We start from the raw sequence: 15,676 nt of genomic DNA, 5'->3' as shown, positions 1-15,676 counted from the left end.
CCTGGCTAGTTAGTACTCGATGAGCGCATTGATGTCTCCGCTCTTCTTGGATACATTGACCAGCGTCTCCTCTTCGACGCGTTTGAAATTCAGATCGGTCTGCGTCTTGCCGACTTTGACGTTGTTAAATTGCACGTTGTCCAGCCATGAAGGCAGATGAGGCTTATTGATGACAAGTCGGTTATTCAAGGCGTCGGGAGCTATTCCCAGGCTGGCGGTGAGCATAAACGGCATGGTCCCAGAAGCCCAAGCCTGCGGGCTACAGGCTACCGGGTATTTCACAGGGATGCCGTATTCCGAGCGAGTCAGCCCACCGAAGCACTCAGGTAGACGGTAGTCCTCAAACGACCTGGCCGCCTCATACATGCCCGTGAACAATAAGGACATCTCATTGACGAACCCATATTTTCTCAAGCCCATAGCAATTATCGCGTTGTCATGCGGCCAGACCGTACCGTTGTGGTACCCTAGCGGATTATACCGCTGCTCTTTAGAGGACAATGTGCGAATGCCCCATTCGGTGAACATGTCTTCTCTGAAGATCCTGTCTACCAGGTATTTTACGTATTTTTGATCGATGATTCCTGTCCACAGGCACTGTGCCGGGTTCGATGATATCACATCGCATATGCCCTCCGCATCCAGTGCCTGGGCGAAAAATTGCCTGTCTTTCATCCAGAAATCTCGGTTGAACCTCTCTTTCAGTTCTCCAGCCTCCTTTTTCAGCCTGGACGCGTCGCTTTCCCGACCCAGCTGCCTGAACAGTGGCGCAAGGCTTCTTTTAGCCATGTAAACATATCCCTGTACTTCGGCAACGGCGATCGGTTGTTTTGCCAGCGTTCCATCTGAACGGCTGATCGAATCGGGCGAGTCCTTCCAGCCCTGGTTGTAAATGCCCAATGGAGATTTCACCGCATAGTAGGCAAAGCCATTTCCTTCCATGTTGGCGTGGATATCGATCCATTTCAGGGCCTGGTCCACATTGCCTTCTAGCTGCTTGACCAATTCGATATCCCCCGTCCAGTTCACATATTCGGTCAGGAGAATCAGGAACAGAGGTGTGGCGTCTACAGTGCCGTAGTAGGGTGTCTGTGGGATCAGGTTCAGGTTAGCCAGTTCGCCCAGCCTCAGCTCGTGAAGCACTTTTCCGGGCTCTTGGTCCCTCCAGTCATCTGATCTGTTGCTTTGGAACTTTGCATTTACCAGCAGCGTGCTTTTTGCCAGTTCAGCCTTGAGCGGCAATAGCTGAAGTGCCGAAATGATGCTATCTCGCCCGAATAATGTGTCATACCAGGGCACCCCTGCCGAATGGAATACGTCTCCGTTAAGGCTCATGCGCATCATGTTAAGGTCGGTAAGCGAGCGCACCATGATGCTGTTGAAAATGTTGTTGCTGGTCGGTATGTTGTCGCAGCATTCTAGGGTCGCGACGTAGGACCTCATAATCTGGTTCATTCGCTGATCGGGATTTTTCACTGGTCGCTCCGGTTCATGACCAGGATTAATCTCCTCGACGGAGATTTCCACGTTAACCGTCTGCAACCCGCGAGGGGCTATCTTCAGCTCGAAGATGCATACTTTCCCTTCCACCCTCATGGGTGATGGGTCAAATGCGATGATTGTGTTGCGATGATGCTTGTCCTCCCCCTCATAGGATAAGTAAAGGTTTTTACCATCGAACCTAGCCGGCAACACTTTCCCAGTTGTCGGAGGGGCGATGCCCCTGATGGTGAACGTATCTGCGAAATCTGCATCGAACTCATAAGTCAGGTTTAAGGTCACGGGGAATGCGTTGAAGTTTCGGATGATCTGGCTATGCCGGATGCAGCCCGGTATGACCATGGCCAGAGTGCCGAGGAGCGTTTCTTTAGGGATGGTGGTTCCCGTACAATCCTTTAGTGCCGGGTTGGTGACCATGAGCGTCGATCTGAAACCTCTCTCGTCACTGGACAGAACCCGCGTAGGAGGCGTATCCATGAGTCTTATGAGAAAACCGCTCAAGTACCTGCAATCACGGTAATAGAGACCATACCCGTAATTTTCTGTAATAGGTATCTCGCCATCCTCTTGCATTACGAGCGTCAGCTCGCCGTCCCGTATGACCATTTTGTTGATAATGCTGTTGGACAGGGTATGCTTCTTGTATATGTCCCATGCTTCATGGATTTCCTCTTGTTCGGAAGGCTCGGGCACGCAAATTCCTCACAATCAAGTATCCAGTTTATACAATGATTCCGTTTATACAATGGCTGCAGCCCTCGGACGGTTCATTTTCCGGATGATCGGAAGCACATCTCGTCCGTATCCTTCGATGAACTCGTACTGATTCGGGCCCGCCGAATGAAAGTAAAGCCGGTTAAAGCCCTCATCAATGAACCGTTGTGCAAACTTCGCGTGCACGTCGGGGTCACTGGAGATGCATTGCCGGTTCTTGATCACGTCGCTTCCCACGACCGCTCCGTTCATGGCCACCATTTCCGGCGTATAGATGTTCTGGAGATGTGTCGCAAAGATCATTGTGCCGGCCCAGTACTGCTTAAATACCTTTGCAGTGGCATCCGCGTCGTCGGTGTAAGCCACCCATATTTCTACCTGCTTTGGCATCTTCTCTGGATCCTTTCCAGCCTTCCGGGCACCAGCCTCGAAGTTATCGACAATTGCTTTCATTACCTCGGGCGGGTTAGTGACAGTGATCAGACCGTCGCCGTAGTATCCCGCGAAGAACGCGCTGTTCGGGACGAGCGCCGAGATGTATATGGGGATGCGCCGCCGGGGCATCGTGTACAGTTTTGCTTTCTTCGTCACATAGTATTCCCCATTGAAGGTCACCTCGTCCCCGCTCCAAAGCAATCGCATCAGTTCGATGGCTTCCCGCATCATATCCTGGCGTTTATCATAGCCAGGCCATAACCCAGTAGTCGGGTACTCGTTCATCGCTTCCCCGGTGCCGACTCCGAGATAAAAACCGCCTTTGTTCATCCTGTCGACGGTCGCTGTCGCCTGGGCGAGGATCGCCGGATTATAGCGCAATATGGGACAGGTGACGCCGGTTCCGATCTCGATGCCATTCAGCTTCGCAGCAGCCGCGCCCAGCCACGTCCAAATATTGCACGATTCTCCAGATGGGTCCCAGGGATGAAAGTGATCACTTGCGGAGATCGATTCAAAACCCGCCTTTTCGGCAGCAACAGCCTGGTCAAGCATGTCGAGCGGGTCATATTGTTCCGAAGCCGCATTCCATCCTAATATTACCATTCCTCATCACCTCTGTGCATGTCTGGTTTATTATTAGACTATGAGACTATGCGTATTGCATAAGCCTGCAAAATCAGTAACTACCTTTTTAGCTGGATTCTTAGAATGTCACTGATCTCTTCAATGCTCCTGCAATCATTGAATTGATTCTGGTCATTGTCTCAACGCTTAGCACTACCCCACTGTGCAACGCTTATAATTTAACCTTGAATCACTGAATACGAGTTATGGGTAAAAACTTACCAGATAGTTATTACGGCATTTTTATTTAACTATTCGTAGCTTGCCTGATAATTGTTGGGTATTTAAATCACCAAATCAAAGGTACTGTGTAGTCTGCCGGATTGGGGCGAATTTCCAGGATTGATTTCAATGCAAAAAACTTTCCGAAAATTTAATGGTAAAATCTTCATGCTTGATGAGTTCAGCTATTCCGGTGTTTGTAAATCAGATGCAGAAAAGCGTAAATTGATGTGGAAAAAGAATGGGCTTGGATCCAAGTGCATAAAAAAGACAAAAGGCAAGTATGTAATTTATCGGGAATATCACGGGGATCCGAATGACGTAGAAGGCTCATCATTATTTCCTGTGGACTGAAACTCCTCTTTGTAGCTGCCTGCCGCCTGCAACATCAATAAACAAAGATAAAGACGAGGAAATTGGTCTCACCAGATACTTGGAGTGTAATTGAATTCGATTTCATCCAGCTTCTCGACAGGTAGGCCAACGTTTTCGAACATTTCCCTGAATACTGTTCTGTATTCTTCTTCAGAAATTTCTTTTCCGGCGCTGCCTATGGGCATCATAATATCTACACGTATAAGTCCCGAACTGCTCACATAGATCTCGTATTTATTGAAATGATGTTTCTGAGTGATGGTAGTTTCGGGGATAACAAATCTTACGCACCCAAGTTTCGTATCGCTTCTGTAAAATTTGTCTTCAGACCCTATGAAAGTTGTTGTTTTGCTCTGGTTAAGATAAGCATAGACTGCCGGAAAATCCACATTTTCTTTTGTAGTCAGACTCGCGACTCCTTTCTGAACCCCTTTCTGGGTTGATGCCTCATTCTTTAGCTTTTTAAGAAATTCCCCAGAATCAGTTTCGTTAAGTCCTAAACTCATTCCGAGCATCTTAAGCATCCAGGAGTCCTCCGGAAACATGGAAGGCATCTGTGGTGTAATATCACCGGCGTCATCATAATGAGAATAATTATAGAGTGTTACAAGCGTTTGATTTTTCTCATCTTTTGTAAATTCGAGGTATGTATTTAAGTTGTAGTAGAGAGCGATTCTTGATACCCTGTAGTCTGTTTTAAACCTGTCTTCAAGAGATTCAACATTTCCCGGTTCTATTAAATTTGCTTCATCCAGCTTGGTATAAGGTCCACTGAGATCATATCCGGCCTTTTCTGCTTTTGTGACAATGGAATTGTAATCAATTGGTCCGACATCAACAGTATCTCCAGAATAAGAGGCTTGATCATTAATAGTCATTAACATAAGAAACCCAAAGAAGCCCACAAAGAGAAGTACAGCCAAACCTGCAGTTACTAGTAACAAATATTCTAAAATTTTGAGAGATTTACTCATTTTAAAAACCTATGATTTCTCATTATTTTGCAGGATATGCCTTTCTTAAATCCCAAAATGCCAGAAAAAATTACAAAATTTTTTATTCATTATAAAATTTTTTATTTAACGGATGCTAAATATATTACTTAAAGATTATTAATTTCCAAAAAATTATAATTGTCTTCAAATGTGTAAATTAAAAGAAATGTATGATTATTTACTTATTGTTATCTACTTATAAAATCGTTTTTCTTCTAAAAAGTTTATCAAATCTTATAAATTATTATAATTATTTTGAAACTTAAATAAGATTGAATTTTATCCAATATTATGACTTATAAAAGAGAAATAACGCCAAATTTAATTCACTAATTAATTCCTTTATGCCGACTTCGGTTAGTCTCAACTGAAATCTACACCAAGCGCGGGAATGTCGTCACCGTACCAATCAAAAAGAGTTATGAAGTCATTTAGAGTTAGAATTTATAGTAATTTCGTTACATCACTATCTGGATTGTGCATACTTCCGTAAGTGTTATATTTTCATAACCCTTTCTAAATGAGCTCTAGGAGGGTTAAGAAACTATATCGGATTAGGAGATTGAGTAGATGAGAGTGTCTTTTGAAGAAGAAGACGGGAAGGTAATATTCAGGATTTCAGAGTTCCACCCAAAATACGAAGAAATCTTGCAAATGTGCTATTATGAAAACGATGGCAAGGGATACATTAAAATCTATCCAACGGATGCTAAATATTTAGATAAGATAAAAAAGCGATATTTTGATAATGCAAAGTTGATGTTTGATCAACTTGGTTATTTAGCTCCTGTTCCATGGGAAAAAGCATTAAAAGAGTTTTGCCAGAGAACTCAAGGGACAGATATTAACTGGTGGTTAACTGGAAGTTGTGCTGCGTGTATTCGCGGCATAAAAATGAATCCTCATGATGTAGACATTATGACTGATTCCAAGAGCATTGAAGAAATTACCGACGTTTTCTCAGACTATTTAATTGAACCCATTGTTGATACAAACGGATGGTTAACTAAGGATTTCGGGGTAATTTTTCTGCATGCAAGAATAGATATCGCATCTGAACCACAAGACATCCTGGACATTCCTGAGCCAGTAGACTGTGGTCCGTATGCAAAACAGAACCTTGAGACTATAGAGTGGAACGGATACGAGATAAAGGTCCCTCCTTTGGAACTTCAAATAAACGTAAACAAAAGAAGGGAAAGGATGGATAGAGTAAAACACATAGAAGATTTCATGAACAAATAATTTCAAAGATATATCTTCGGTAAAAACTGGTCGTCCATCATTATGCGGTTGATGTTTTCATGATTTATTTCCCAGTGCTAGAAATGCCTTATGTTTCGTGCATCAAGCATGTTATTGACCTTACTGAATTGCAAAAAAGGTATGATGCGCCACTAAATATGTTTTGGAACTAATATCAACTAACTAATAGTGCACGATCAAAAAACATTTTAAAATATTTATAAACTCTCTCCACGCCCGCATGCTGCAAAGCAGCAGATACCGGGCGGTCACTGGCAAAAAAGAAAAAGCAGAGAAGTAAAAGCTTTTGGATATCAAAAACTTGATGAACTTGCAATTGTTGGGCCTGAGGATTCAAAATAATATAGGCTTTGGAAATGCTTGTTGGGAGTGTGTATAGTTCTCTCATTAAGCATCGTTTTCTCTTTAAGACAATAATACTTACAGTGCTTTTTGAGGATTTTTTCACTTATACAGGCTAAAAGACTATCTTATTTGGATTTGGATATTTTGTGATGAATAGGACAGTCATCTAACTTCTCTTGGAATTTTTATAAAGGCAAGATATAAGATTGGTTGGTGTGGAGTTTAGTAAACTTAGATAAATAGACGAGAGGCAGATGCTTATTACGGATTTTGTAGACTGATCTTAGCCTGCTTGTTTATTCTCTCACTTTTCTTTTCATCCTGTAAGTAAATTAATGAATTACATCCTCTTAGTTAAAAGCCTTTCTTCCAAACCTGTAGACAAATCTTCAGGAAATCAGTCCATAATTTTATGGCAGCTGCCAATTCTTCTTTTCTTATTTTTGCCGGTGGCCGCCCGATATATAGGGTAAAATAAAGAGTTACATTGTAATATGATAAATATAAAATGACAGTGAGATAGCACAATTTCGAGAATTTCTACAGAGCCTAAATCTGCTCACCTTATTTATATTATCTGCGAAATAATAATGATGATAATGATAATAATAATATATTGAAGTGTTTTTTATGATGGGAGTGGAAAGAGAACAGTTAGGCTTTGCGGATTGTCTTGAATTTGATGTGGAAAAAGCCCGGCAGGACATCGTGGAGTTTGTGCGGAATGAGGTAATAAATTTTGGGAAGGACGGCGTGCTGGTAGGCTTATCGGGCGGGTTGGACTCGTCTACGGTTGCATACCTGTGTGCTGAGGCACTGGGCAAGGACAAAGTTATGGGCCTGATACTGCCTGAGCGGGACTCTGACCCGCAGAATACCGATGATGCTATGAACTTAGCTAAGAGTCTCGGCATACCCCACCAGAAGATCGACATCTCCCCCATTATAAGAGATCTGGGCGCGTACGACCTTATGTCCCACGAAGAGGTATCGGACAGGACAGCCATAGAGCATGCCGCAGAACGCGCTCGAATAATCGCTGGGAAGGAGCCTTCCACCGAGCTTTTCAGCCCAACGATTGTCCCCGGATCATCCTTGTCGATGCCGATCAAGGACCAGTTCGTTGCTTTTGGGACAGCCAAAACACGCACGCGAATGATAGTATTGTACTTTCATGCCACCGTTATGAATTATCTGTTGGTGGGCACCACCGATCTATCCGAGTTCAGCATCGGCGTATACGACCGGTACGGCGACATCGCCAGCGACATTTCCATCCTGAAGCATCTGTACAAAACACAGATAAAGCAGCTGGCAAAGCACATTGGGGTACCTGATTATATCGTAAACAAGCCATCTTCCGCTGACCTTTTCGGAATGAGCATGCCCAACGAGGAGTTAATCGGTCTATCTTATCTAAAGTTGGATGACATCCTTTGCGGTATAAGAAGTGGCGTCACCGATGACGTTATTTCCAACAAGTCGGGCGTACAACCGGACGTAGTGGAATCTGTCAGGAAGGCAATGAAAGATGCCATTTTTGTTGCAAGTTTGCCGCTATCTCTGCCTCCACCTAAAAAGGATTGAATACTCTCCTATAGCGTACAAATAAGTAGTCGAATATTAATCGGGGGATCAGGTCCTGAGAGATTATACGGAGGATTTTCTGGTAGTAGTAATGCTGCCCGCTGTTAAATAATAATGTCATTTTATATGTTTAAGAAATCCTTTGAAGGTATACGTAAAGTACTCTTCACTTATACTTTTTATTTAAAAGTAGACAAAGGAAAATCTCATTTTCAATCCTGGATTATGTGATTTCCAGTCGCCAGTAAGCCATCTATTGTTACAAAATAAAATCCCTTTTGCTGTAATTCCGGGATAGCTCTGCCTAGAGCCGATACAATCCCTAAAACGGTTTTGAGGTCAAGCACTTTTGCTACGTTATTTACTTGTTGTTAATGCTAGCATGGAGAGGAAGGAAATACACTGGGTTTTTTCCGACCAAATTGACGATTGTACTTTTGGTTCTGGACAATTCATTATTAAGAACTTCCTCATCAGTAAGTCCAAGAAGATCTAGATGATCTAAGAACGAACAGCTATTAGATGAATTAGATGACCCTCAGCATTTTCATATTTGATAATTTCTCTGCATGTTATGTATTTGTCCGTATAATCCTGAGCAACAATATTTTTGTCAATACAAGTAACCAAGGCAAAAAAACGTGGCTTTAATTCCATACTTTCGAAGTACATCAGGATGTATGGGGTTACTCTGCCTAGAACGTCATAAAAGGTCAGAGCAATATTAGGGATGTTTGGATTACTTTTACGATTTCCATTTGACATCAGAAAAACCTATGTAGGCTTTTGTTAAGTTTTTTGCTTAAGTCAACCTTTAAACCTTAATAATGGCATTTGGGAAAAATAAAGAGCGTTTGTCTCGGATCTAACTTAAAAGATAGAGAAAATACATGCCTTTTTCTAAAGTTTTCATTATTGTTTGTATGTATAATTAATGCTTCTTATCGACTCTGTTTACACCATAAAATATCACTCATTTTCAAAACATCTGCCGTTCAGAATATCAGTCTGTGTTTCGAGTGCCTCTTAGGAATAATTACTTTCTGGTTATAGGTGTTGTTCTGATGTAGAGACTTCATATTTTTGCCATGCATATACCTTTTATGCATGAGCTTCTAAGTATAAATCCGGTTTCATTTGAAAACTGGTTAATTTCTTTCATAATAGTAAGTATGATTATATTTGTGATGGAGATTTTTAAAAGAATGTGTCTGCTGAAAACGACACTTCGAACCTATAGGGAAAGTCAATAATGGCATACTGAAAGTTATTGTGATCCAGCTTGATTGTGTATTGCTTACTTTAAAAATTACAATAGATTATAACATTTTTCGGATATGCTTTAAGGTCGTCTCGCTAGACATTCATTATCATAGTTAAAAAATATCGATGAATTAGATTATTTAAGCAAAACCAAGAGTTGAAAAAATTAGTGCGAGAATGGAATTAGGCCGAAATGACAAAACAGATGTGGATTTTATTATTGGATTATACATTGAAACCTGTGACTGAGGGAAATAAATAAGGTGTTTGATCGTTGAAAATCGAACTACATGCCGGAAGAAGGAGACTATTACTCGAAAAAATGCATATTCCAGACTGAAAGTGTCTCTGATTCGGGCGACGGCCTTGTCTTCGTGATGGCCTATGCATGCGGTATCGCTGCTGCTATATTTTTATGAATCAAAAGCGAGTATTTAATGGTGTCAATTGCATGTTTTTATAAGTCCAAAAATATTATATTTTGGTTATACATTGTTAGGCAATATAAATGAAAGAAGACCTAACATAATAATACATATCAAGAGATACCACTATTGAGTTATTTTAAAGTTAAAAATTACTTCTTTAATTCTTTGATATTTTATTATATACAAAGAAATAATAAATAGTACAACAAAGAGTAGTATAACATCAAGAAACAGTTCGTAAGTAACAATTAGAATTTAGGTTAGGTATTTTGTCGCCTAAAATTTTGTCATTTAAGAGAGGGAGACCAAGGGGATAATGACAGCTAAAACGGAGCAATTTTCAGCAATAAATTCGAATCCTGTGCTCAGTGTGGCAAAGGATGGAGTTATTCTTTACTCCAATAAGGCGGGGGAGCCCTTATTGCATGACTGGGGTGTGAGTATCGGAGAAAAATTGCCTTTACATCTCGAAATTTTTGTTCAAAGGGCCATTTCCCGGAAAAGTATTGAAAAAATAGAAATTACTATGGGCAAAAAAATATACTTTATTGTTTTTCACTTCTTGCCTGAACAAGAATGCGTAAACATTTACGGATTTGACATAAGTGGCCGTAAAAAGCTTGAGGGAAAACTTCAGGAAAGTGAAACTCAAGAAGAGGCAAACTTGGAGCTTGCCAGGATTATTGATACTAAAGCGATTCAGTCCCTTATGAGTGACTTTTATACGCTTGCTCATGTCCCTATGGCCCTACTTGATCTTAAAGGCAATATTCTGGTAAGTGTTGGATGGCAGGAGATTTGTACAAAATTCCATAGGTTTTATCCTGAAGCCTGCAAGCATTGCTTAGAAAGTGACCTAAAGTTAACTGCGGGCGTTGCTCCGGGAGGATATAAGCTATATAAATGTAAAAACAACATGTGGGACGTAGTAACTCCAATTATGGTAGAAGGGCAGCACGTCGGCAATATCTTCTCAGGACAGTTCTTTTTTGATGACGAGCCTCTAAATTATGAGATCTTTCGGTCTCAAGCTAGACAATATGGCTTCGATGAGGAGGAATACATAAAAGCTCTTGAAAAAGTTCCTCGGCTTAGCAGGAAAGCTGTGGATACAAGCATGGCCTTCTTTATGACTTTTGCTAATATGATCTCACAACTAAGCTACAGCAATATCAAGCTATCTCAATCACTGGCCGAACGTGATGCAGTTGTGGACGCACTGCTAGAGAGCGAGAAGCGTGAGCGAGATCGTTCGGATGAGCTGGCAGTAGTATTGGATGCAGTTCCTGTATCCGTTTACATAGCACATGACCCTCAGGCGCTTCAGATAACAGGTAACAGGCTCTCCTGCGAATGGTTACAAGTTCCTGTAGGTACAAACTTTTCTAAGTCTGCCCCTGAGGGAGAGAAGTCCGAGATGTTTAAATTATTCAAGGACGGAGTAGAGATCCCATCTTCAAAAATGCCGTCGCAGTTGTCGGCTACGGGCATAGAGATAAATGACTGCGAACTGGATATCGTATCAGCTGACGGCCAGATAAGGCATGTTTTGGGCAATGCAAGACCTTTACGCGACGAACAGGGTAAGTTACGCGGATCCGTTTCTGCATTCATAGATATTACCGAACGCAAGAAAATTGAAGAAACTATCAGGTTGTCAAACCTTTATAACCGGAGCCTGATTGAAGCCAGTCTGGATCCCCTGGTAACTATTGGGCGTGATGGTAAGATTACCGATGTAAATAATGCTACAGAAAAGGTTACCGGATATTCCAGAAATGAGTTGATTGGGACTGATTTTTCAGATTACTTTACTGAACCTGGGAAAGCTCGTGCAGTCTATCAGCAAGTATTCATGCGTGGTGAGGTTCGGGATTATTCTCTAGAGATTCAACATAAAGATGGATACATAACTCCTGTTTTGTACAATGCTTCAGTTTATAGAGACGAGAATGGTAAGATTATTGGGGTTTTTGCAACCGCACGTGATATCACCGAGCTCAAGAGAGTGGAGGAAGAGCGTAAGACGGCGCTGGAAACGCTTCGCTATAGTGAAGATCAGTTTCGGAGTCTCCTCCAGAATGTGAAGGTCGGAGTTGCGCTCATCGATGAAACCGGCAGGTTTGCGGTAGTCAACCCGTCACTTATGCAGATGTTCGGCCTGAATAATGAACTCGACATTCTCAACATTAATAGTCGTGATTGGAGTCAATGGGAAGTCTATGGAGAGGATGGTAAACTTTTGGATGTCGACAATCATCCCGTTCGGAAAGCAGTAAGGACCGGCAAACCTGTGAAAGGCCAGCTTGTTTCCGTGAGGAATCCCGGGTCAAATGAGCTCACCTGGATGCTGATAAGTGCCGAACCTGTTCTGAAAGAAGACGGCCACATATACAGGGTAATTTGCACCTACCATGATATCACCGAACGAAAGCGGGCCGAAGAGGCCCTCCAAATGAGTGAGGCAGAGCTTGCTAGGGCGCAACAGATATCTCAGATTGGTAGCTGGACTTGGGACCTTATTATTAATGAGATCAGATGGTCTGAACAATCGTACCGGAACTATGGGCTGGTGCCGGGTGAAGTAAAGCCTTCGTATGAGCTGTTCTTGAGCTTCATCGTGCCCGATGGCCGGGAAAGGGTCGACAGGGAGATCCAGAAGGCCATTGAGAGCGGTCATAAGTACAATATCACCTACAATATCATACGCAATGATGGTACGCCGAGAATTTTGTTGAGTGAATGTGAAATCGTCAAGGATGAATCGGGAAAGGTAGTTTTGATGTATGGTACCAACCAGGACATCACTGAAAGGAAGCGGGCCGAGGATGCCCTTAAGAAAGCACGCGATACTTTAGAAGAAAAAGTTAAAGAGCGGACAGCTGAACTTCAAGAAGCTTATAATTCGTTGAAGGAAAGTGAAGAACGTCTTGCTGACTCTCAAAAAACAGCTCATATTGGAAATTGGGACTGGAATATTGTAACTAATGAGGAATACTGGTCTGATGAACTATATCATATTTTTGGGCTTGACCCCCAATTTGAACTGAACCACAACATATTTTTAAATCGTATACACCCAGATGGTTTAGATTATGTAAATAATGCTATTAACGAAGCATTAAACGGAAAGCCATATCACATTGATTATAGAATAATCTTACCTGATGGAGAAGAACGTATAATCTATTCTGAAGGCGAAGTTCTTTTTGATGAGAAACATAAGCCTGTTCGAATGAGAGGAATAGTTCAGGATATTACCGAACGCAAAAAGGCAGAAGAAAGTCTGGCAAACATTGAGATTGCCCGTAAAAAGGAAATCCATCATAGAATTAAGAATAATCTTCAGGTCATTTCCTCCCTGCTTGATCTTCAGGCTGAACAGTTCAGAAACCGCAACGATATTAGGGATTCGGAGGTTCTCAAAGCCTTTAGAGAAAGCCAGGATAGAGTGATATCTATGGCTCTTATCCATGAAGAATTGTACAAAGGTGAGAAATTCGAAACACTAAACTTTTCGCCGTACATTAAGGAACTCGCTAATACTCTTTTCCAGACATACAGCCTTGGATATACTGAGATCAGCTTAAAGATGGATCTGGAAGAAAATCTTTTCTTTGATATAGATACTGCTGTCCCATTAGGAATGATTGTCAATGAACTTGTCTCTAACTCTCTCAAGCATGCATTTCCTGACAGAGATAAAGGAGAAATCCGAATTAAACTCAATCGAGACAAAAACGAAGAATATGCAAAAAGCATAACTGGAGCTTGTAAAAGCACTAACTTCACTCTAACCGTTTCAGATAATGGCATAGGCATTCCTGAAAATCTTGAAATTGAAAATCTTGACAGTCTTGGATTTCAGCTTGTAACTTCTCTTGTAGATCAATTAGATGGGGAGTTTGAATTGAAAAGGAACAATGGCACAGAGTTCACTATGAGATTTACAGTGGTAGAAAAAAGATAATCTGGCTTAAGTTGGCTTAAAGGAATTGGAAAATGTATAAAAAACTCGATAATTGTTCCGCTATAAACTGAATTGGATATGTATATTATTACATATCCACTACAGCTTTATTACATATCCACTACAGCTTTATTACATATCCACTACAGCTAATATAGCCAATTTATAATCACAGTTGATTTCTAACCTTAATTTCTAACTATAGTTAATTTCTACTTTTTAGGTAATCGGCCTGGCAAGTCTACTATATAGACTCATTCTTTTCTAAAAGTTTGTGCCCTTCCAGGACCTACTGAAATGTAACTAATGGGTACCTTCATCAGTTCTTCCAGTCTTTTGACATAATTTCTGGCATTTTCCGGAAGCTCTTCGAAGGCTTTGACTTCAGTAAGGTCAGTTTCCCAGCCAGGAAGATCTTCGTAAACAGGCTTGCATTCAGCAAGATCCTCTGTAAGTTCAGGAGGATAGTCAAGATTTTCTCCTTTGCAGGTGTAGCTGGTACATATCCTGATCGGGTTAAGGCCTGTGAGTACATCCAGTTTGGTCAGGGAAATCTCGGTATATCCGTTAAGAGCAATAGCTTTCTTCAGAAGAGGCAAATCGAACCATCCACATCTTCTGCCCCTGCCGGTAGTTGTCCCGAATTCTCCTCCGGCTTTCTGTAATCTTTCCCCCAATTCTCCTGATAGCTCAGTGGGAAGTGGGCCTTCACCGACTCTTGTGATATACGCTTTTACTATGGCAATTACATTATTTACTCTTGTAGGGCCAACTCCGAGGTTGGCACATGCAGAGCCTGCAATTGTAGAAGAAGAAGTTACGAATTTCTGAGTTCCGTGTATAACATCAAGATGTGTACCCTGGGCAGCTTCAGCCATTACATGTTTTCCTTCATCAAGAGCCTTATTGATTTCCCTAGAAACGTCTGTTACATAAGTAGCAAACTGCTTTCCAAGCTCAAGATATCTTTCTATTAGCGCAGGGTCTCTGACGATTTTGGGATCTCCTCCCAGTGCTGCTATTTCCTTTTCTTTCTGGGGAGCAAGTTCCTCAAGTCTTGCAAGAAAACGTTCCTTATCTACAAGCTCAGCCATGCGGAATTCGTCTCTTGCCACTTTATCGATATAAGCATAGCCTATTCCGCGTTTTGTAGTTCCTATTTTCTTTTCCCTGGATGCTTCTCTTAGCCCATCCAGTTCTATGTGGTAAGGCATGATTATGCTTGTCTTTGCATCGACTCCGAGTTTTTCAGCATTTACTTTTATGCCGTGTTTCTCAAACATCTCAATTTCTTCGGCAAGCACCTCAGGATTCAGGACAACCCCAGGCCCTATCAGAACTCTAGAATCAAGCAGAATACCTGAAGGAATCAGGTGCAATTTGTAAACCTCATCTCCTACCTTCACCGTATGGCCTGCGTTGTTCCCTCCCTGGAAACGGGCAACGATGTCAAAATCCTTTGAAAGAAGGTCAACAATTTTGCCTTTTCCCTCGTCACCGAACTGCGAGCCTGTGATTATCGTAAACATAAAGCCCTGATTCGGGCTTAACCATTAATAACTTTTTGTTTCCCGAGTCCCGTCTCGGGAGGACGGTGCCCTTTTCGCTCACTTCGTTCGCTCAAGAGGGCTGAATTATAATGAAGATATTTAGCTAAGCGAAGAGGACTAATTTAGTGAAAGAAATACTGATTTTCGACTAGCATAGGGTTCTCATTTATTTGAATTTCTCTTTGGATCATGTGGTCACAACCCTTTTCAAAAAAGGCTTGAGCGAAAATCCTTAGCAATGTTTAATTTTGAGGAGCTTATCCCAAACCCTATCCGACGTGATCACAAGCCTTTTCAAAAAAGGCTTGAGCGAAAAATCTTGCTAAATTGAAAATTCCGAACAACGGCGTGATCAACCGGCGCAACGGTTGCGTCTCAGCGGTTGCAGCTCAACGATTG

11 protein-coding genes are annotated in these 15,676 nt (G+C 41.8%); 6 read left to right on the top strand and 5 right to left on the bottom strand.

Going from position 1 to position 15,676, the window contains the following annotated elements; genetic code table 11:
• Window positions 1–9 precede the first annotated feature (9 nt).
• Both BP549_RS09205 and BP549_RS09200 read right to left on the bottom strand, forming a co-directional pair.
• Window positions 10–2,193 carry an amylo-alpha-1,6-glucosidase gene (locus BP549_RS09205; protein WP_292380005.1) on the bottom strand — a complete coding sequence of 728 codons (2,184 nt, stop codon included), beginning with the start codon at window positions 2,191–2,193 and terminating at the stop codon, window positions 10–12.
• Between the two features lie 45 nt (window positions 2,194–2,238).
• Window positions 2,239–3,255: a TIGR03557 family F420-dependent LLM class oxidoreductase gene (locus BP549_RS09200; protein WP_292380003.1), complete on the bottom strand. Its 1,017-nt coding sequence runs from the start codon at window positions 3,253–3,255 to the stop codon at window positions 2,239–2,241.
• 372 nt (window positions 3,256–3,627) lie between these two features.
• Here BP549_RS09200 and BP549_RS09195 point away from each other — a divergent pair, with 372 nt between their 5' ends.
• Window positions 3,628–3,852, top strand: a complete 225-nt coding sequence (locus tag BP549_RS09195; protein ID WP_292380001.1) for a hypothetical protein — start codon at window positions 3,628–3,630, stop codon at window positions 3,850–3,852.
• Window positions 3,853–3,920: 68 nt separating this feature from the next.
• On the opposite strand, the gene BP549_RS09190 is transcribed toward BP549_RS09195, so the two are convergent.
• A complete protein-coding gene (locus tag BP549_RS09190) occupies window positions 3,921–4,796 on the bottom strand; it encodes a hypothetical protein (RefSeq protein ID WP_292379998.1) in 876 nt (291 codons plus the stop codon).
• A 642-nt stretch (window positions 4,797–5,438) separates the two neighbouring features.
• Here BP549_RS09190 and BP549_RS09185 point away from each other — a divergent pair.
• Window positions 5,439–6,113 (top strand): nucleotidyltransferase domain-containing protein, encoded by a 675-nt coding sequence (locus tag BP549_RS09185; RefSeq protein ID WP_292379995.1) that lies wholly within the window; start codon window positions 5,439–5,441, stop codon window positions 6,111–6,113.
• 175 nt (window positions 6,114–6,288) lie between these two features.
• Here BP549_RS09185 and BP549_RS09180 read toward each other — a convergent pair whose 3' ends face one another.
• Window positions 6,289–6,522, bottom strand: coding sequence for a hypothetical protein (locus tag BP549_RS09180; RefSeq protein WP_292379993.1), 234 nt, complete (start codon window positions 6,520–6,522; stop codon window positions 6,289–6,291).
• 587 nt (window positions 6,523–7,109) lie between these two features.
• On the opposite strand from BP549_RS09180, the gene nadE reads away from it, so the two are divergent.
• The 4 genes from nadE to BP549_RS09160 all read left to right on the top strand — a co-directional run bounded on the left by nadE (window position 7,110) and on the right by BP549_RS09160 (window position 13,727).
• The gene (gene nadE, locus BP549_RS09175) at window positions 7,110–8,066 is read left to right on the top strand and encodes an NAD(+) synthase (protein ID WP_292379991.1); all 957 of its coding nucleotides are present in this window, start codon (window positions 7,110–7,112) and stop codon (window positions 8,064–8,066) included.
• Between the two features lie 1,079 nt (window positions 8,067–9,145).
• Window positions 9,146–9,319: a cation transporting ATPase C-terminal domain-containing protein gene (locus BP549_RS09170; RefSeq protein WP_292380781.1), complete on the top strand. Its 174-nt coding sequence runs from the start codon at window positions 9,146–9,148 to the stop codon at window positions 9,317–9,319.
• Between the two features lie 300 nt (window positions 9,320–9,619).
• The gene (locus BP549_RS09165) at window positions 9,620–9,748 is read left to right on the top strand and encodes a hypothetical protein (protein ID WP_292374091.1); all 129 of its coding nucleotides are present in this window, start codon (window positions 9,620–9,622) and stop codon (window positions 9,746–9,748) included.
• Window positions 9,749–10,073: 325 nt separating this feature from the next.
• Window positions 10,074–13,727: a PAS domain S-box protein gene (locus BP549_RS09160; RefSeq protein ID WP_292379988.1), complete on the top strand. Its 3,654-nt coding sequence runs from the start codon at window positions 10,074–10,076 to the stop codon at window positions 13,725–13,727.
• 254 nt (window positions 13,728–13,981) lie between these two features.
• Here BP549_RS09160 and BP549_RS09155 read toward each other — a convergent pair whose 3' ends face one another.
• Window positions 13,982–15,256, bottom strand: a complete 1,275-nt coding sequence (locus tag BP549_RS09155; protein WP_292379987.1) for an adenylosuccinate synthase — start codon at window positions 15,254–15,256, stop codon at window positions 13,982–13,984.
• Between the last annotated feature and the right edge of the window lie 420 nt (window positions 15,257–15,676).

The organism is Methanosarcina sp. UBA289 (assembly GCA_002496565.1).
Lineage (GTDB): Archaea > Halobacteriota > Methanosarcinia > Methanosarcinales > Methanosarcinaceae > Methanosarcina.
This window is presented reverse-complemented; position numbering and strand designations above follow the sequence as displayed.